This window comes from Pseudonocardia broussonetiae (assembly GCF_013155125.1).
GTDB lineage: Bacteria > Actinomycetota > Actinomycetes > Mycobacteriales > Pseudonocardiaceae > Pseudonocardia > Pseudonocardia broussonetiae.
This window is the reverse complement of sequence record NZ_CP053564.1, coordinates 681,268-698,241: the sequence shown is the minus strand read 5'-3', so window position 1 is coordinate 698,241 and position 16,974 is coordinate 681,268. Positions and strand designations below refer to the sequence as shown.

18 protein-coding genes are annotated in these 16,974 nt (G+C 76.0%); 10 read left to right on the top strand and 8 right to left on the bottom strand.

Annotated features, from left to right (window positions below):
- Positions 1–4: 4 nt before the first annotated feature.
- Genes HOP40_RS03415 through HOP40_RS03405 form a run of 3 tightly spaced genes read right to left on the bottom strand, consistent with a single transcriptional unit; the run spans position 5 to position 2,458 of the window.
- A complete protein-coding gene (locus HOP40_RS03415) occupies positions 5–211 on the bottom strand; it encodes an exodeoxyribonuclease VII small subunit (protein ID WP_172154556.1) in 207 nt (68 codons plus the stop codon).
- A complete protein-coding gene (gene xseA / locus HOP40_RS03410) occupies positions 204–1,514 on the bottom strand; it encodes an exodeoxyribonuclease VII large subunit (protein ID WP_172154554.1) in 1,311 nt (436 codons plus the stop codon). Before xseA ends, HOP40_RS03415 begins: the two co-directional genes overlap by 8 nt.
- Positions 1,511–2,458, bottom strand: a complete 948-nt coding sequence (locus HOP40_RS03405; RefSeq protein ID WP_172154552.1) for a lipid droplet-associated protein — start codon at positions 2,456–2,458, stop codon at positions 1,511–1,513. The genes xseA and HOP40_RS03405 overlap by 4 nt, the downstream gene beginning before the upstream one ends.
- Positions 2,459–2,560: 102 nt before the next feature.
- On the opposite strand from HOP40_RS03405, the gene HOP40_RS03400 reads away from it, so the two are divergent.
- Positions 2,561–3,517, top strand: coding sequence for a 4-hydroxy-3-methylbut-2-enyl diphosphate reductase (locus HOP40_RS03400; RefSeq protein WP_172154550.1), 957 nt, complete (start codon positions 2,561–2,563; stop codon positions 3,515–3,517).
- Here the strand turns inward: HOP40_RS03400 and HOP40_RS03395 are convergent.
- Together HOP40_RS03395 and HOP40_RS03390 are read right to left on the bottom strand one after the other, a co-directional pair.
- A complete protein-coding gene (locus HOP40_RS03395) occupies positions 3,447–4,082 on the bottom strand; it encodes a DUF6542 domain-containing protein (RefSeq protein ID WP_172154548.1) in 636 nt (211 codons plus the stop codon). The genes HOP40_RS03400 and HOP40_RS03395 overlap by 71 nt on opposite strands.
- Positions 4,079–5,605, bottom strand: a complete 1,527-nt coding sequence (locus tag HOP40_RS03390; protein WP_240157489.1) for a DNA recombination protein RmuC — start codon at positions 5,603–5,605, stop codon at positions 4,079–4,081. The genes HOP40_RS03395 and HOP40_RS03390 overlap by 4 nt, the downstream gene beginning before the upstream one ends.
- Positions 5,606–6,081: 476 nt before the next feature.
- Between HOP40_RS03390 and HOP40_RS03385 the strand changes: the two genes are divergently transcribed.
- Complete coding sequence (locus tag HOP40_RS03385) at positions 6,082–6,663, top strand: hypothetical protein (RefSeq protein WP_205347068.1); 582 nt, start codon at positions 6,082–6,084, stop codon at positions 6,661–6,663.
- Between the two features lie 120 nt (positions 6,664–6,783).
- On the opposite strand, the gene HOP40_RS03380 is transcribed toward HOP40_RS03385, so the two are convergent.
- Both HOP40_RS03380 and HOP40_RS03375 read right to left on the bottom strand, forming a co-directional pair.
- The gene (locus HOP40_RS03380; RefSeq protein WP_172154544.1) at positions 6,784–7,278 is read right to left on the bottom strand and encodes a methylated-DNA--[protein]-cysteine S-methyltransferase; all 495 of its coding nucleotides are present in this window, start codon (positions 7,276–7,278) and stop codon (positions 6,784–6,786) included.
- Complete coding sequence (locus tag HOP40_RS03375) at positions 7,275–8,747, bottom strand: DNA-3-methyladenine glycosylase 2 (protein WP_172154542.1); 1,473 nt, start codon at positions 8,745–8,747, stop codon at positions 7,275–7,277. The genes HOP40_RS03380 and HOP40_RS03375 overlap by 4 nt, the downstream gene beginning before the upstream one ends.
- A 139-nt stretch (positions 8,748–8,886) precedes the next feature.
- Here HOP40_RS03375 and HOP40_RS03370 point away from each other — a divergent pair, with 139 nt between their 5' ends.
- The 3 genes from HOP40_RS03370 to HOP40_RS03360 are packed head-to-tail and all read left to right on the top strand — an operon-like array spanning position 8,887 to position 11,280.
- Positions 8,887–9,129, top strand: a complete 243-nt coding sequence (locus tag HOP40_RS03370) for a hypothetical protein (RefSeq protein ID WP_172154540.1) — start codon at positions 8,887–8,889, stop codon at positions 9,127–9,129.
- Positions 9,101–10,618, top strand: coding sequence for a sensor histidine kinase (locus HOP40_RS03365; protein ID WP_476705425.1), 1,518 nt, complete (start codon positions 9,101–9,103; stop codon positions 10,616–10,618). Before HOP40_RS03370 ends, HOP40_RS03365 begins: the two co-directional genes overlap by 29 nt.
- Entirely contained in the window at positions 10,615–11,280 is a 666-nt protein-coding gene (locus tag HOP40_RS03360; RefSeq protein ID WP_172154536.1) for a response regulator transcription factor, read from the top strand. Before HOP40_RS03365 ends, HOP40_RS03360 begins: the two co-directional genes overlap by 4 nt.
- Positions 11,281–11,299: 19 nt before the next feature.
- On the opposite strand, the gene HOP40_RS35360 is transcribed toward HOP40_RS03360, so the two are convergent.
- Positions 11,300–11,887 (bottom strand): hypothetical protein, encoded by a 588-nt coding sequence (locus tag HOP40_RS35360; protein ID WP_205347067.1) that lies wholly within the window; start codon positions 11,885–11,887, stop codon positions 11,300–11,302.
- Between the two features lie 133 nt (positions 11,888–12,020).
- Between HOP40_RS35360 and ychF the strand changes: the two genes are divergently transcribed.
- From ychF to HOP40_RS03330, 5 genes are all read left to right on the top strand, one after another.
- Positions 12,021–13,094, top strand: a complete 1,074-nt coding sequence (ychF, locus tag HOP40_RS03350; protein WP_172154534.1) for a redox-regulated ATPase YchF — start codon at positions 12,021–12,023, stop codon at positions 13,092–13,094.
- An 8-nt stretch (positions 13,095–13,102) separates the two neighbouring features.
- Complete coding sequence (locus HOP40_RS03345; RefSeq protein WP_205347066.1) at positions 13,103–13,729, top strand: class I SAM-dependent methyltransferase; 627 nt, start codon at positions 13,103–13,105, stop codon at positions 13,727–13,729.
- Positions 13,730–14,173: 444 nt separating this feature from the next.
- Positions 14,174–14,803: a maleylpyruvate isomerase family mycothiol-dependent enzyme gene (locus HOP40_RS03340; RefSeq protein ID WP_240157488.1), complete on the top strand. Its 630-nt coding sequence runs from the start codon at positions 14,174–14,176 to the stop codon at positions 14,801–14,803.
- Between the two features lie 49 nt (positions 14,804–14,852).
- A complete protein-coding gene (locus HOP40_RS03335; RefSeq protein ID WP_205347064.1) occupies positions 14,853–15,539 on the top strand; it encodes a Clp protease N-terminal domain-containing protein in 687 nt (228 codons plus the stop codon).
- Positions 15,540–15,550: 11 nt separating this feature from the next.
- A complete protein-coding gene (locus HOP40_RS03330; protein WP_172154530.1) occupies positions 15,551–16,972 on the top strand; it encodes a M1 family metallopeptidase in 1,422 nt (473 codons plus the stop codon).
- Positions 16,973–16,974: the final 2 nt, after the last annotated feature.

Here is a 16,974-nt window from a genome sequence, read left to right as displayed (position 1 = left end):
TCACTCAGTCGGCGCGGGCGTCGAGCGCGGTCTGCACGCGCTCACGGGCACCGGCGAGCTGCTCCTCGCAGCGCGCGGCCAGCGCCTCGCCGCGCTCCCACAGCGCGACCGACTCGTCGAGCGACAGCCCGCCCGCCTCCAGCGCGCGCACCACCTCCACGAGCTCGTCGCGCGCCTGCTCGTAGCCCAGCGACTCCACCGGCTCAGCCATCGGTGCTCCCCGTCCCGGCCCCGGCCGGGGCGCGCTTGCGTGCTGTCCTCTTCTTCGGCGGGGCCTCGGCGGCCACCGTGGCGAGCACCGCCCCGTCGCCGACGCGGATGCGCAGCCGGTCCCCGTCGGCCACCTCGTCGACCGAGCGCAGCACTGGCGGCGGCCCCTTCCCGTCGACGACGCGCTGCACGATCGCGTACCCGCGCGCGAGCGTGGCCGCCGGCCCCAGCGTCGTCAGCCGGGCGCGCAGGTGCTCGACCTCCGTGCCGCGCCGGTCGAGGCCGCGCACCAGGCACGCGTGCGCCGACTCCCGCAACCGCTCCACGTCGGTGTGCCGCGCGTCGAGCAGGCGCAGCGGGTCGGCCAGCACCGGGCGCGCGCGCAGTGCCGCGAGCAGGCGCTCCTCGCGGTCGACCCAGCCGGCCAGCGCGCGTCCGGCGCGGTCGCGCAGCCCGGCGATGCGGGCGGTCTCCTCGGCGAGGTCGGGAACCAGGCGCCGGCCCGCCTCGGTGGGTGTGGAGCAGCGGACGTCGGCGACGTGGTCGACGAGCGGGGTGTCCGGCTCGTGCCCGATCGCCGAGACGACGGGCGTGCGGCACTCGGCGACGGCGCGGCACAGCGTCTCGTCGGAGAAGGGCAGGAGGTCCTCGACGCTGCCGCCGCCGCGGGCGAGCACGATGACGTCGACGTCGGCGTCGCGGTCCAGCCGGGCGATCGCGTCGACGATCTGCGGCACCGACAGCGCGCCCTGCGTCGCGACGTGCTCGATGCGGAAGCGCGCCGCGGGCCAGCGGGCCGTCGCGTTCGAGACGACGTCGTGCTCGGCCGCCGACGCGCGCCCGGTGACCAGGCCGATGCAGCGCGGCAGGAACGGCGGGCGGCGCTTGCGGGCGGGGTCGAACAGCCCCTCGGCGGCGAGCAGCTTGCGCAGCCGCTCGATCCGCGCCAGGAGCTCGCCGATGCCGACGGCGCGGATCTCGGTGACCCGCAGGCTCAGCGTGCCGCGGCCCAGGAAGAACGACGGCCTGCCGTGCACGACGACGCGGTTGCCCTCGGCCACGGCGGGCCCGCCGTCGCGCACGAGCCCGATCGGCGCCGTGAGCTGCAGCGACACGTCGGCGGCGGGGTCGCGCAGCACGAGGAACGCCGTGCCGGTGCCCGCCCGCGCGGTGACCTGCGCGAGCTGCCCCTCGACCCACACCGCCCCGAGGCGGTCGACCCACTCGGCGATCTTGCGCGCGACCGTCCGGACCGGCCAGGGCTGCTCCGGCGTGGTCGCGGGCGTCGGGGTCGGTCGGCTCATGCCTCCGAGACCGTGGTGATCCGGTTGGTCAGCATCGTGACGAACGGCGGCCGCGCCTCGTGCGCCCGCTCCCACTCCAGGAGCGCCTGCAGGTCGGCCGGCTTCAGCGTGCGCAGCTTCGCCCGCAGCTGCGGGATCGTCAGCCCCGGGTACTCGGGCAGCGCGGCCGGTCCGCCGGTGGGGGCCTTCTTCGGCGTGCTGGGCACGGGCTTCTCGCGCACGACCGGCACGGGGGTGGAGGTGCGGGCCGGGGTGGGCTCGATCGCGGGCGGTGCGGTGGTCGGCGACGGCGTGGGCCCGGCCTCGAGGGCGGGCTTCTCCGGTGCGGGCTCGACGGCCTTCGCCGGGGCGCCGTCGGTGTCCTTCGCGGGCTCCGGCGCCGCGGCGGGCTCCGGCGCGGCCGGCTCCGGTGCTGCCGGGGCCTTGGCCGCGGGGGCCTTCGGCGCGGCGGGCTTCGGGGCGGGCTTCGTGGCGGGCTCCGCGGTGGCGGGCTTCGCGGTGGCGGACTTCTCGGCGGCGGGGGACGTCGCGGCGGGCGGGACCGTCCCGGGCGCCGGGGGCTCGGTCACGCGCGTGCCGGCGGGCCGGGTCGGCGGGCCCGCGGGCGGCTCCGTCACGCGGACGCCGGGCGGGCGGGTGCGCGGCGCGGCGGCCGGTCGTCCGCCGCGGCGGAGCTCGGTGACGGAGCCGTTGGTGCGCGGCTCGTCCTCGTCGAACGTCGCCCAGCTCGGCTTCTCCTCGACCGGGCGCAGGGCGCCCAGCGCGCGGTCGCCCTTGATGGCGACCTCGGTGACCTTCTGCTGCACGCGCATCGACGCCTGCAGGGCCTGGCTCACGGCGGTGACGGGGAACTCGACGACGAGCCGCGGCAGGTCCCGGGCCTGCTCCACGGCGAGGGCGACGATGCCGGCGGCGAGGCGCACCGGCAGGGGCAGCGGCTTCATGGGACACAGTCTCGCCTGCTGCCGCGCCCGCGGCAGCCCGGGGTGGGGTGCGACGGGACACGATGAGCGGCCCGGTCCGCGGCCCGTCCGTAGGCTGGGGGCATGTCCGGAACCGCGAAGCGCGTCCTGCTCGCCAAGCCGCGCGGCTACTGCGCCGGCGTCGACCGCGCCGTCGAGGCCGTGGAGCTCGCCCTGGAACAGCACGGCGCGCCGGTGTACGTCCGCAAGCAGATCGTGCACAACCGTCACGTCGTCGAGACCCTGGAGGCCCGCGGCGCGATCTTCGTCGACGAGACCGACGAGGTCCCCACCGGCGCTCTCGTCGTGTTCTCCGCGCACGGCGTCTCGCCCGCGGTGCACGCCCAGGCCGCCGAGCGCGAGCTCCGCACGATCGACGCCACCTGCCCGCTGGTCACGAAGGTGCACCACGAGGCGAAGCGCTTCGCCCGCGAGGACTACGACATCCTGCTGGTCGGGCACCACGGCCACGAGGAGGTCGAGGGCACCGCGGGCGAGGCGCCGCAGCACATCCAGCTCGTCGAGACCGCCGAGGACGTCGCGAACGTGACCGTCCGCGACCCCGACAAGGTCATCTGGCTCTCCCAGACCACGCTGTCGGTCGACGAGACGATGGACACCGTCCGCGCGCTGCGCGAGCGCTTCCCGTCGCTGCAGAACCCGCCGAGCGACGACATCTGCTACGCCACGCAGAACCGCCAGGTCGCGGTGAAGGCGATGGCCGCGCGGTGCGACCTCGTGCTCGTCGTCGGCTCGACCAACTCGTCGAACTCGGTGCGGCTGGTCGAGGTGGCGCTGCAGGCGGGCGCCGGGGCGTCGTACCTGATCGACTACGCCCGGGAGATCGACGACGCCTGGCTCGACGGCGTCGAGACCGTGGGCGTCACCAGCGGGGCGTCGGTGCCCGAGGTGCTGGTGCGCGGCGTCCTCGACAAGCTCGCCGAGCACGGATTCGGCTCCGTCGAGGAGATCACGACGGCGGAGGAGACGCTGACCTTCTCGTTGCCGCGCGAGCTGCGCCCGTCGCGCGCTTCGCGCTAGCGGCCTTCGCCCCCGCCTTCACGCTCGCGGCCGTGGCCCGCACCGTGCCGCGGCGCCCGCCCGCGCTGCGCTTGCCCTCGGCCGGGCGCGCGGCCTCGACGGCCGCGCGCTGGGCCAGGATCCGCCCGACGCCCAGCGCGAGCACGGCGGCGGTGGTCCAGGCCATGATCGGGAAGCTGTTGACGAGCGGCGCACCGATCGTGATGAGCCGCTCGGAGATGCCGGTGCCCGGGCGCGGCGAGCCGGCGAGCAGCACGACCACCGGCACCGCGATCGCGAGCAGCAGCGGCGGCGACACCATCGGCGCGAACAGGCTGCGCCGGCGCACCCACGCCACCGACAGGACGCACCCGCCGAGGTAGCAGACCGTGAACACGGCACCGAGCGTGCCGATCCGGAACAGGTCGGCGACGACGCCCAGCAGCGTGAGCGCGGCCGCGAGCCCGACGGCGGCCAGTGGGGGCACGCCGAGCACGGTGGCGATCACCGAGCGGTCCGGCACCGGCCAGCGGCCGCCGGCGCCGCGCTCGGCCACGTCGACGGTGCGGGCGGGAGCGGCGGTCACCGCCCAAGATTAGCCCGGGGCTCGCCGCTCTCCTCGTCATGACGGCGCTCACGTTCGTGCTGTGTCTGGTCCCTGTGCAGGGCGACCAGCGCGTCGGCCGCCGACGCCACCAGCTCCGGCGCGGCGATGACGCGCGGCGCGCGCTCGATCTGGCCGGGCGCGGCGAGCTCGTCGTCGGCCACCTCGAGGTCGGTGAGCTTGCGCGCGGTGACCAGCACGCGCGCCTCCAGCGAGCTGACGGTCTGGTTGTAGCTGCCGACGGCGGCGTCGAGGCTGCGCCCCAGCTTCGCGACGTGCGTGCCCATCGTGGCCAGCCGGCCGTGCAGCTCCTTGCCGAGCTGGTGGACCTGCGCGGCGTTGCGCGCCAGCGCCTCCTGCCGCCACGAGTACGCGACCGTGCGCAGCAGCGCGATCAGCGTGGTGGGCGTGGCGATCACGACGTTGCTGGCGAACGCGTGCTCCATGAGCGACGGGTCGGCCTGCAGCGCGGCCTCCAGGAACGGGTCGCCCGGCACGAACAGCACCACGAACTCCGGCGAGGGCTGGAACGCGGCCCAGTAGCTCTTGCCCGACAGCGTGTCGACGTGCTGGCGCAGCTGGCGCGCGTGCGCGGTGAGCCGCTCCCGGTGCGTGGCCTCGTCGCGGCTCTCCACGGCCTCGAGGTACGCCGCGAACGGCACCTTGGCGTCGACGACGACCTGCTTGCCGCCCGCGAGGTGCACGACCATGTCGGGCCGCACGCCGCCGTCCTCGCCCTGGCCGGTGACCTGCGTGGAGAAGTCGCAGTGCTCGACCATGCCGGCGAGCTGCACGATCCGCTCCAGCTGCAGCTCGCCCCACCGGCCCCGCACCTGAGGCGCCCGCAGCGCGTTGACCAGTGACTTCGTCTCGTGCTGGAGCTGCTCGGAGCTGCGGTGCATCGTGGCGACCTGCTCGCGCAGCCCGGCGTAGGCCGACTCGCGCTCCTTCTCGACGTCGCGCAGCTGCCCCTCGACGCGCCGCAGCGTGGACGTCATCGGGTCGAGCAGCGCGGAGATCGCGTGGGCGCGGGCGGCGGCGTCGCCGTCGGCCTTGGCGTGCAGAGCGGCCGTGGCCTCCTTGAGCCGGCCCTCGGCGAGCGCCACGAACTGCTCGTTGTTGCGCGCCAGCGCGTCGGCCGACAGCGCGCCGAACGCCTCCTTGAGCTCGGCGTCGCGGCGGGTGAGCAGGGCCTCGCGGGCCCCGGCCGCCTCGCGCTCGCTGCGCAGCGCGGCGTGCGCGCCCGCGGCGTCGGACTCGGCGGCGCGCAGCCGCTCGAGCGCCTGGCCCAGCTGCCGGTCGAGCGCGTCGACCCGGGCGACGAGCCCGGCCCGCTCGGCCCGCACGCCCGCGGCGTCGGCCCGGGCCATGGCGCTCTGGTCGGCCGCGGTGCGCGCGGCCTCCGCGACCGTGGCCCGCGCGCGGGCGGAGACCAGCGCCCACGCGCCTGCGGCGCCCAGCGCCAGCCCGACGAGCAGGCCGAGGAGAAGCACGGCGGTGTCCACGGCGACAGCGTGCAACGGACCCCCGACAGATCCCGCCCGGACGCGCCGGGCCGCGGGCCGGAGGTCGCCACGGATCGGTGAGCGGTCGAACGTCTGTGCGAGCCGGCCGTGCGCACCCGCTCCGGCCCCCCGCGCCGCCCCCCGCCTCGCCCCCCGCCGCCCGCCCGCCCCCCCCGCCGCCCCGCCCCGCCCCGAGTTGCAGCAAGGCCACCTTGCTGACGGTTCGTTGCGTCAAGGTGGCCTTGCTGCAACCGGTGGAGAGGGGCGGACGCCAGAGGGCCGGGGCCGGGGGGACGGGGGCCGCGTGGACGGGGACCGGGCGCGCCGGGGCCGGGCGGACGGGGGCCGGGTGGCCGGGCGGTTGTAACGGTCGCCCGCGGTCCTGCGAGGTAGCGGCGGAGATCGTCGCCGGAGCAGGTCGGGAACGGACCCGGCCGCCGCGCGGGCCAGGAGGAGCAGTCGTGCACGGAAGTTCGTTGAGGGTCGGGATCCGGATCGCGGCCGGGGCGCTCGTCCTGGTGAGCGCGGCCGCGTGCGGCGGCGGCACCGTCCCGGCGCAGGCGCCGCCAGCACCCGCGCCGACGTCCGCCCTCTCCGCCCCCACCACCACCGCGGCCGCCACCAGCGCGCCCGCCGCGGCCGGCCAGCTGGCCTCGGTCTTCCCGGACGCCGCCGACTCGACCTGCGCCGCGTCGGACCAGACCGTGCGCACCAGCACCGGCGTCCTCCCGACCGAGGCCTCCACCTGCGACTACTCCGCCGTCGCGCCCAGCGCCGAGGTCGTCTTCGCGCAGTGGCCCGACCAGGAGGCCGCGCAGGCCTGGTACCAGGAGACGGCCGACCTGGGCCCGCGCGTCGAGGAGTTCGACCAGTGGCAGGTGGGCGGCGTCAACCAGGGCCCGCTGTACACCGTGCAGAACAGCAACGGGGTGGTCATCTCCACCGGCGTCTACGAGGGCGCGCCCTACACCTGGGAGATCCGCACCGGCACGCTGGACGAGTCGAACACGATCTTCAACCAGCTGCAGCTGAAGCCGTCGACGGAGCTCCCGGGCTGATCCGCCCCGTCCTCCCGACTTGCAGCAAGGCCACCTTCACGCAACGAACCGTCATGAAGGTGGCCTTGCTGCAACCGGGGGCGGCGGCAACCGGGGGCGGCGGCGGCGAGGGCGGCGAGGTCAGTGCGCCCGCTCGTGGTCCAGCAGGCGCTGCTTGACCTCCACCCCCCACCGGAACCCGCCGAGCGTGCCGTCGGTCCGCAGCACCCGGTGGCACGGCACGAACAGGGCCGCGGCGTTGCGGGCGCAGGCCGACGCCGCCGCCCGCACCGCCGCCGGGCGCCCGGACTTCGCGGCGTACTCGGTGTAGGTCACCGGCGCGCCCGCCGGCACCGTGCGCAGGACGTCCCACGCGTGCTGCAGGAACTCCCCGGAGCGCTGCCGCACGGGCACGTCGTCGATCGCCGACAGCTCGCCAGCGTGGTAGCGGGTGATCGCCTCGCCGACGGCCCCGAGGTCGCCCTCGACGACCGACGCCGGCCGCAGCGCCGGGTGGACCAGCGGCAGCAGGTCGTCGGTGGTGGCCGTCCAGCCCGAGGCCAGCACGGCCCCGTCCTCGTCGACGACGGCCGTGAACGGGCCGATCGGGGTGTCCAGTGTGGACCAGGTGCTCATGACGTCCTCCGGGGACTCGTTGCGGCGCAGCGCCACAGGTGGGTGGCGGCGTAGGACCGCCAGGGCTTCCAGGTCTCCGCGCGCGCCGTCAGACCGTCCACATCGGACGGCAGGTCGAGCGCGGCGGCGCCGTGGCGCACGGCGAGGTCGGTGGCGAGCAGCTCGTCGGGGTCGCCGACGATCCGCATCGCGAGGTAGCCGGCCGTCCACGGGCCGACGCCGGGCAGCGCGAGCAGCGACTCGCGCAGCCCCGCCGCGTCGCGCCCGGGATCGAGCACGAGCGAGCCGTCGGCGACGGCCGCGGCCAGCCCGACGACCGTCGCGATCCGCCGGGCGGGCCCGGTCAGCACGGAGGCTCCGTGCTCGGCGATCGCGGCGGCCGTGGGGAAGAGCAGGTCGGGCCCGCCCGCGGCGAGCGCGGGGGGCAGCCGGTCGCCGAGCGCGGCGGCGAGCCGGCCCGTGGCCGTGACGCCCGCGGCGAGGGACACCTGCTGCCCCAGCACGGCCCGCACCGCGGTCTCCACGCCGTCGACGGTGCCGGGCAGCCGGATCCCCGGCACCGCGGCGACGCGCGCCGCGAGTGCGGGGTCGGCGCCGAGCACCTCGTCGACGGCGACGGGGTCGGCGTCGAGGTCGAGCAGGCGGCGCAGCCGGGCGACGGCGGGGCCGAGGTCGCGGGGGTCGGCCAGGCGCAGCGTGGCGCGGACGTGCCCGTCGGCGGGGGAGAGGTCGACGGTCGCGGCACCGTGGGGCAGCCGCAGCGTCCGGGCGTAGCGCCCCTCCCCGACCTCCTCGACGCCGGGCAGCGCCCGGGTCGCGAAGTGCGCCAGCAGGCCGTCGGCGTCGAACGGGGTGCGGTGCGGCAGGCGCAGCACGAGCGTGCCCGCGACCGGCGCGGGACGGCGGCGCCCGGCCTCGGTGCGCAGCACGGTCGGCGCGACGCCGTACACCTCGCGGACGGTGTCGTTGAACTGCCGCACGCTCGCGAACCCGGCCGCGAACGCCACGTCGGCCATCCCGAGCGGCGTCGTCTCGATGAGCAGCCGCGCGGTGTGGGCGCGGTGCGCGCGGGCGAGCGCGAGCGGACCGGCGCCGAGCTCGGCGGTGAGCACGCGCGTGAGCTGGCGCGTCGAGTAGCCCAGCGAGGACGCGAGCCCGCTCACGCCGTCGCGCTCGACGACGCCGTCGGTGATGAGGCGCATCGCGCGGGCGGCGAGGTCGGCGCGGGCGTTCCAGTCCGGGGATCCGGGCACGGCGTCGGGCCGGCAGCGGCGGCACGCGCGGTAGCCGCGCAGCTGGGCGGCGGCCGCCGTCGGCAGGAACTCGACGTTGGCGCGCTTGGGCTTCATGGCCGGGCAGGACGGGCGGCAGTAGATCTTCGTGGTGCGGACGGCGGCGATGAAGTGCCCGTCGAACCGCGCGTCGCGCGAGGCGAGGGCGTTGTAGCAGCGGTCGTGGTCGAGGAGCACGACGTCGACTCTGCCACCCCGCCCCCGCCGGTACTGGCGGGAATCGGACGCGACTCGCCGCCCGCCGGGCGGGCCCGGATGAGAGCCGTCTCATCCGGCTCTCACCGTCCGGTCACCGCCGCCGGGCAGGATCACCGGCATGCGCACACCCCTGGCCGCGGCGATCGGCGTGCTGGTCGTCGCCGGGGTCGTGGCCGGCGTGACGGCGACCCGTTCCGCGCCCGAAGCCCCCGCCCCGGTGCAGCCCATCCGCGTCGAGGCGCCCGCGGAGGTCGTCGCGCCGGTGCCGGTCGCCCCGCCCGACCCCGACGGCTACGTCGCACCCCCACCCGCCGACGACGACGATGATGATGATGATGACGGCCCCGACGACGACGACTGACGCGCCGCCCCGGGCCCTCCCGACGCCCGCCGTGCGCGCGCTGCCCCGCGTGCGCCCGCCCGGCACCGCGCGGATGCGGATCGTCGGCTGGGTGCTGGCGCTCGTGCTGCTCGCGCTGTCGGTCGTCACGTTCGTGACCTGGCGCCTGCTGCTGCAGGACACCGACGCGCGGATGCGGGCGGCGCTGGTCAACGAGGTGGAGGAGTTCGCGGGCGTCGTGGCCGAGGGCGTCAACCCCCGCGACGGCGCTCCGTTCGCCTCCGTCGGCGACGTGCTCGACGCCGCCATCGCCTACAACCAGGCGCGCCCCCACGAGAAGTTCCTCGGCTACGTCGACGGCGCGTTCGCCTACCAGAGCCGCCGCGCCGACGACGCGCCCGCCGTGCTGCAGAACGACCCGGCGTTCACCGCGCTCGTGGCGGACGTGACGGCGCCGGTGCAGCAGACATACGAGAGCGCGACGGGTGAGGTGCTCTACCTCGCCGTGCCGATCGAGTTCGCCGACCCGACGGGCAGCACCGGCGTGATCGTCGCCGCCTACCTCGTCGACGACGAGCGCGAGGCCGCGCACGACGCCGCGCGCGTGATGCTGCTGGTCGGGGCGCTGACGGCGCTGCTCGCGGCGGGCGGCGCGTGGCTCGTCGCGGGCCGGATCCTGCGCCCGCTGCGCGACGTCGCCGACACGGCGCGCTCCATCACCGACACCGACATCTCGCGCCGCATCCCGCTCGGCCCGGGCGCCGACGACGGCCGCGACGAGCTGCGCGACCTCGTCCACACCGTCAACGCGATGCTCGACCGCGTCGAGACCGGCGTCGACGTCCAGCGCCGCTTCGTCGACGACGCCGGCCACGAGCTGCGCACGCCGATCACGATCGTGCGCGGCCACCTCGAGGTGCTCGACGCCCACGACCCCGCCGACGTCGCCTCCACCGTCGACCTCGTCGACGACGAGCTGGAGCGGATGAACCGCATGGTGTCGGACCTGCTGCTGCTCGCCCGCTCCGAGCAGCCGGCGTTCCTGCACCCCGGGCCGACCGACGTCGGCGGGCTCACCGAGGACGTGTTCGACAAGGTCGTCACGCTGGGGGAGCGGGAGTGGGTGCTGGAGACGGCGGCCCGCGTCGACGCCGTCGTCGACCCGCAGCGGATCACGCAGGCGATCGTCGCCCTCGCCGACAACGCCGTCCGCCACACCCGCCCCGGCGACCGCATCGCGATCGGCTCCCAGCTCGCCGGCGGCGAGCTGCGGTTCTGGGTGGCCGACTCCGGGCCCGGCATCGCCGAGGCCGACCGCGCCCGCATCTTCGAGCGCTTCGCCCGCGGCACGTCGACCGGGCGGCGGTCCGAGGGCGCCGGGCTGGGGCTGTCGATCATCCGCGCCATCGCCGTCGCGCACGGCGGGCAGGTGCTGCTCGACAGCGTCGTCGGCCGGGGTGCCACGTTCACGATCGCCGTGCCGGCGGTCCCACCCGAGGAGAGCCCGTGAGCCGCATCCTGATCGCCGAGGACGAGCCGCGGATCTCCGCGTTCGTCGAGAAGGGGCTGACGGCCAACGGCTTCGTCACGACGGTGGTGTCCGACGGGCTCTCGGCCTACGACCACGCCGTCTCCGGCGCCTTCGACCTGCTCGTCCTCGACATCGGCCTGCCCGGCATGGACGGCTTCGCGGTCCTGCACAAGCTCCGCTCCGACCGCTGCACGATCCCGGTGATCGTGCTGACGGCGCGCGACGGCGTCCGCGACACCGTCGCCGGGCTGGAGGGCGGCGCCGACGACTACATGGCCAAGCCGTTCCGCTTCGAGGAGCTGCTCGCCCGCGTGCGGCTGCGGCTGACGACCGAGCGCTCCGCCGAGCTGACCGTCCTCGTCCACGGCGGTCTGCAGCTCGACCTGCGCACGCGCCGCGCGCTGGTCGGCGGGCGCACCGTCGACCTGTCGGCGCGGGAGTTCGCGCTGGCCGAGACGTTCCTGCGGCACGCGGGGCAGGTGCTCACGCGCGAGCAGCTGCTGTCGCACGTGTGGGGCTACGACTTCGACCCCGGCTCCAACGTCGTCGACGTCTACGTGCGCTACCTGCGGCGCAAGCTCGGCGCCGAGCGCATCGCCACGGTGCGGGGGATGGGCTACCGGCTCGACGCGGTCGAGTAGGGCCCGGTCGGCGGGGCGCTCAACCGCAGACGCCGCCGAGGAGTCCGCCGCAGGAGACGCCGAGGGGTTCGGCGACGCGGCCGACGAGGGTGTCGGGGCCGTCGTCGCTGCTGGAGCGGGCGTCGTCGCCGCTGTCGGCGCTGTCGCTGTCGCCGCCGTCGCTACCGCCGTCGGTGCCACCGGGCGCCGGGGTGTCGTCGTCGGTGTCGACCGGTGCGGTCCCGGCTGCCGGCTCGGGGGCGCGGGCCGGCGCCGGTGCCGGCGCGGGCGCGACCGCGGGGGCGCGGCGCGGGGCGGGCGCGGCGGGTGCCTCCGGCGCGGGCGCGGCGCGGCGGAGGGCCCGCGGGGCAGGTGCCTCCGGCGCCGGCGCGGCCACGGGCGCCGGCTCGGGCGCGGCCGCGAGTGCCTTGACGGGCGCCTCGACGGGCTCGGGCCGCCGGTCGTCGACCGGGAGCTCCGGGACCAGGCCGGTCCGCGCGGTGGCGTCGGCGACCGGCGCGGGCGCCGCCGCGGCGTCGGCATCCGAGAGCCGCACCACCGTCACACCGCCTGCCACGAGGGCGGCTCCGGCGGCGGCCGCCAGCATCGTCCGGACTGCTCCGCGCATGGGGTCCCACCTCTCGTCGCCCGGGCGGTGACGCCCGCCTGCGTGATCTGGCGGGCCGACAGTACCGCCGAACGGCCTAGCGAGCCGACCGGGAGGCCGGGGCCGCTCGGGGCGGCGACTACGCTGGTCCCTCGTGTCTCTCACCCTCGGCATCGTCGGCCTGCCCAACGTCGGGAAGTCGACGCTGTTCAACGCGCTGACCAACAACGACGTGCTCGCCGCGAACTACCCGTTCGCCACGATCGAGCCCAACGTCGGCGTCGTCCCGTTGCCCGATCCGCGCCTCGGTGAGCTCGCGAAGATCCACAACTCGGTCAAGACCGTGCCCGCGGTGGTGTCCTTCGTCGACATCGCCGGCATCGTCAAGGGGGCCTCCGAGGGCGCCGGCCTGGGCAACAAGTTCCTCGCCAACATCCGCGAGTCCGACGCCATCTGCCAGGTCGTGCGCGTGTTCGACGACCCGGACGTCATCCACGTCGACGACCGCATCGACCCCGCCTCCGACATCGAGACGATCTCCACCGAGCTGATCCTCGCCGACCTCCAGACGCTGGAGAAGGCCATCCCGCGCCTCACCAAGGAGGCGCGGATGCAGAAGGACCGGCGCCCGGTGCTGGAGGCCGCGGAGGCCGCCGCCGAGATCCTCAACGGCGGCACCACGCTGTTCGCCGCGGGCGTCGACCGCGAGCCGCTGCGCGAGCTCACCCTGCTCACGACGAAGCCGTTCCTCTACGTCTTCAACGCCGACGAGGGCGTCCTCACCGACGACGCCCGGCGCAAGGAGCTCACCGAGCTCGTCGCCCCGGCCGACGCGGTGTTCCTCGACGCGAAGGTGGAGTCGGAGCTGCTCGAGCTCGACGAGGAGTCGGCCCGCGAGCTGCTGGAGTCGATCGGCCAGACCGAGCCCGGCCTGCACGCCCTGGCCCGCGCCGGCTTCCACACCCTCGGCCTGCAGACCTACCTCACCGCCGGCCCCAAGGAGGCCCGCGCCTGGACGATCCCGCGCGGCGCCACCGCCCCCCAGGCCGCCGGCGTCATCCACACCGACTTCGAGCGCGGCTTCATCAAGGCCGAGATCGTGTCCTACGACGACCTCATCGCCGCCGGCTCGATGGCGGCGGCGAAGGCGGCGGGCAAGGTGCGCATGGAGGGCAAGGACTACGTGATGGCCGACGGCGACGTGGTGGAGTTCCGCTTCAACGTCTGATCGCGCCCGTGGCCCGCCGCTGGAACCACAACACGCACTACCACCGCGTGGTCCTGGACGCGGTGCCGCACGGTGCCCGCACCGCGCTGGACGTCGGCACCGGGAACGGGCTGCTGGCGGCGGACCTGCACCGCGCCGTCCCCGACGTCGTCGGCATCGACCTCGACGAGGGCGTGCTGGCGTCGGCGCGCGGCGAGGACGCGGCGGTCCGGTGGGTCCTCGGTGACGTCCTCACCCGCCCGTTCGCACCGGGCTCGTTCGACGTCGTGGCCTCGGTCGCGACCCTGCACCACCTTCCCGACCCCGCCGCCGCGTTCCGGCGCTTCGCCGAGCTCACCGCTCCGGGCGGCGTCGTCGCGGTGGTCGGCGTCGCCCGCGCGTCCCGGCCGGTCGACGCGCTGGTGCACCTCGCCGGGGCGGTGCAGCACGCCGTCCTGGCCCGGCGGTACGGCTACTGGGAGCACTCTGCGCCGACGGTCTGGCCCCCGCCGCACACCTACGCCGAGGTCCGCGACACGGCCCGGGCCGCGCTGCCGGGCTGCCGGTGGCGGCGCCTGCCGCTGTGGCGGTACGCGGTCGTCTGGAACCGTCCCGCCCCCCGGCCGGGTCGGCTGCGCTCCTCGCACCAGCGGTGACGCAGGCGGGCCGGGCCGGATCGTGATGGGTGACCGGCGGCCCATGATCACCGTCTCGGCAGGTGTTCCGGCCGTATGTGGCTGTTCTCCTGCCCAGACGGTGATCAAGGACGAGCAGCGGTCGCGTGATCACCGGGAGTGTGACGTCACGGTCCCGCCGACGACCGTGACGGCGCACTTCCGACGATCACCGCGCTCGACCCGCCGGGCGGGCCGGCCCCCGGGTCACCCAGCCGCCGGCCCTCGGCTCGCGGCGGCCGGCCCCGGCACGCGGGGCCGACCCACGACCCGCGGCGGCCGAGCCCCGACCGCTGACCAGATCACCGCGCGAGCGCACATCCGGCCACACTGGCCGAGAACGCCCCCGTGACGCGGTCGGCGGCGCGACCGATGATTCGGCGCCGCGGGCCGGGTCTCGTTCCCATGACCCGATCAGGAGATGTCGTGCCCCTGTCCCGCGAGGCGCTGTGGGCGCTCGTCCACGAGGAGCGTGCGGCCCTGGCCGACGACCTCGCCGCCCTCACCCCGCAGCAGTGGGCCGCCCCGTCGCTGTGCGGGGAGTGGTCGGTGGAGGAGGTCGTCGCGCACCTGACGGCCGCCGCGAGCGTCGGGCGGTTCCGCTGGATCCGCAGCATGGTCGGCGCCCGGTTCGACCCGGCCCTGCACAACCGGCGCCGCCTCGCCGAGCACCGGGGTGCGACGCCCGACGAGACGCTCGCCCGGTTCCGCGCCGCCGTCCCGAGCACGACGGCGCCCTCGGGGCACACGCCCGCGTGGCTCGGGGAGGTCGTCGTGCACGCGCAGGACGTGCGGCGGCCGCTGGGCCTGCCGCGCACGCCGTCGGTCGGGTCGGCCACGGAGGTCGCGCGGTTCTTCGCCTCGCGCGACTTCACCGTGAACGGCCGGACCGCGGTCGCCGGGCTGCGGATCGAGGCCGTCGACGGGCCGTTCGCGACGGGGGAGGGCCCGCTGGTGCGCGGCACGACCCTCGCGCTGGTCATGGCGATGGCGGGGCGCACGGCCTACCTCGACGACCTGGACGGGCCGGGCGTGGTCGAGATGCGGCACCGCTAGCGTCAACCCGCGGTTGACGTTTCCCTCGTCGTCAACCTACAGTTGACGCATGACGATCCGCATGACCAACCCCGTCTCCCTCGACGAGCTCATCTCCGCGATCAACACGGTCCACGAGTCGCCGCTGGAGCGGCTCACCGGCGCGGTGGTCGCCGCCGACGCCCTCGGCGACGTCGCCGACCACCTCATCGGCCACTTCGTCGACCAGGCCCGCCGGTCGGGGGCCTCGTGGACCGACATCGGCGGGAGCCTCGGCGTCACCAAGCAGGCCGCCCAGAAGCGGTTCGTGCCCAGGGAGTCCGACGAGGGGTTCAGCCGCTTCACCCTCGCGGCCCGCAGCGTCGTGGTGGCGGCGCAGAACGAGGCGCGGGCGGCCGAGAACGACACGATCACCCCGGCGCACCTGGTGCTCGGCCTGCTCGCCGAGCCGGGCACGGGGGCCGCGGCGGCGTTCGCGGCGAAGGGCCTCAGCGCCGACGTGGTCCGCGGCGCGGCCACGGCGCTGCTGCCGCCGCGCGCGGAGTCGCTGCCCGCGCTCGTCCCGTTCGACGCCCCGGCGAAGAAGGCGCTGGAGCTGACGTTCCGCGAGGCGCTGCGGCTGGGGCACGAGGCCGTCGGCACCGGGCACGTCCTGCTCGCACTGCTCGAGGTGGAGGACGGCAGCGGCCCGCTGTCGTCGCTCGGGCTGACGAAGGACGCCGTGGACGCCGACCCGGACCTCGACCCGACGCCGTAACCTCGCGCCCCATGAGGCGGATCGCGGTGCTCCTGGTGGCGGCGGGTGCGGCGGTGCTCCCGGCCTGCGCGGCGGGGCCGGGCCCGGTGCCCGTCGCCGCCCCCGTCGAGGCGACGCCCGGCGCCCCCGGCATCGGCGACCCGTACTTCCCGCTCGACGGCAACGGCGGCTACGACGTCGACCGGTACGACCTCGACGTCACCTACACCCCGGCCACCGACGTGCTCGCCGGCGTCGCGACCGTCAGCGCCCGGGCGACCCAGGGGCTCTCGGCGTTCAACCTGGACCTGTCGGGCCTGGAGGTCCGCGCGGTCACCGTCGACGGCGCCGAGGCCGCGTTCACCCGCGACGGCGGCGAGCTCACCGTCACCCCGGCCGCGCCGCTGGCCGAGGGGGCCGCGTTCACCACGGTCGTCACCTACGACGGCGTGCCGCAGCTCGTCGAGGACAGCTTCAGCGCCGCGGGCTTCTTCGCCACCGGCGACGGCGCACTGGTCGTCGGGCAGCCCGACGTCGCCGCCACCTGGTTCCCGGCCAACGACCACCCGCTCGACCCGGCCGCGTTCACGTTCCGGATCACCGCGCCGGAGGGGCTGGAAGCGGTCGCGAACGGCGTGCTGGAGTCGACGACCGGCAGCGGCGGCACGACCACCACCACCTGGGTCGCCGACCGGCCGATGGCGCCCTACCTCGCGGGCATGGCGATCGGCGAGTTCGACGTCCTCGCCTACGAGCAGGGCGGCATCCGCTACTGGGACGCCTTCGCGACCGACCTCGGCGCCGTCGACGCCGTCGCCCGCGCCGCGCTCGCCCGCCAGCCCGAGGTGCTCGGCTACCTGGCGCAGGTGTTCGGGCCCTATCCGTTCGACGTGGCCGGCGGCATCGTCGACGCCGAACCGCGCCTGGCGTTCGCGCTGGAGAACCAGACCCGCCCGATCTACGCGCCGAGCTTCTTCGACGGCGTGGTGTCGGGCGAGTCGGTCGTCGTGCACGAGCTGGCCCACCAGTGGTTCGGCGACGACCTCCCGCTCGCCCGCTGGAGCGACATCTGGCTCAACGAGGGCTTCGCGACCTACGCCGAGTGGCTGTGGAGCGAGCACGAGGGGCGGGAGACGGTGGCGCAGCAGTTCGCCACCGTCACCGCGATCCCGGCCGACGACCCGTTCTGGACCCTCCCGATCGGCGACCCCGGCCCGGACCGGATCTTCGACGAGGCCGTCTACGTCCGCGGCGCCATGACGCTGCAGGCGCTGCGCACCACCGTCGGCGACGAGGCGTTCTTCCGGATCCTGCCCGAGTGGACCGCCCGCCGGTCGGGCCAGAACGTCCGGACCGCGGAGTTCGTCGCGCTGGCCGAGGAGGTCTCCGGGCAGCAGCTCGACGACCTGTTCACCACCTGGCTCGCGACGCCGGAGAAGCCCGCGGGGCTGTGAGG

Excerpts from the sequence above, each read along its gene's own strand:
- xseA (WP_172154554.1), bottom strand. The coding sequence starts at position 1,514 with ATGAGCCGACCGACCCCGACGCCCGCGACCACGCCGGAGCAGCCCTGG.
- HOP40_RS03405 (WP_172154552.1), bottom strand. The coding sequence starts at position 2,458 with ATGAAGCCGCTGCCCCTGCCGGTGCGCCTCGCCGCCGGCATCGTCGCC.
- HOP40_RS03330 (WP_172154530.1), top strand. The coding sequence starts at position 15,551 with ATGAGGCGGATCGCGGTGCTCCTGGTGGCGGCGGGTGCGGCGGTGCTC.
- HOP40_RS03370 (WP_172154540.1), top strand. The coding sequence starts at position 8,887 with ATGCGCACACCCCTGGCCGCGGCGATCGGCGTGCTGGTCGTCGCCGGG.
- HOP40_RS03400 (WP_172154550.1), top strand. The coding sequence starts at position 2,561 with ATGTCCGGAACCGCGAAGCGCGTCCTGCTCGCCAAGCCGCGCGGCTAC.
- HOP40_RS35360 (WP_205347067.1), bottom strand. The coding sequence starts at position 11,887 with ATGCGCGGAGCAGTCCGGACGATGCTGGCGGCCGCCGCCGGAGCCGCC.
- HOP40_RS03365 (WP_476705425.1), top strand. The coding sequence starts at position 9,101 with ATGATGACGGCCCCGACGACGACGACTGACGCGCCGCCCCGGGCCCTC.
- HOP40_RS03335 (WP_205347064.1), top strand. The coding sequence starts at position 14,853 with ATGACGATCCGCATGACCAACCCCGTCTCCCTCGACGAGCTCATCTCC.
- HOP40_RS03380 (WP_172154544.1), bottom strand. The coding sequence starts at position 7,278 with ATGAGCACCTGGTCCACACTGGACACCCCGATCGGCCCGTTCACGGCC.
- HOP40_RS03415 (WP_172154556.1), bottom strand. The coding sequence starts at position 211 with ATGGCTGAGCCGGTGGAGTCGCTGGGCTACGAGCAGGCGCGCGACGAG.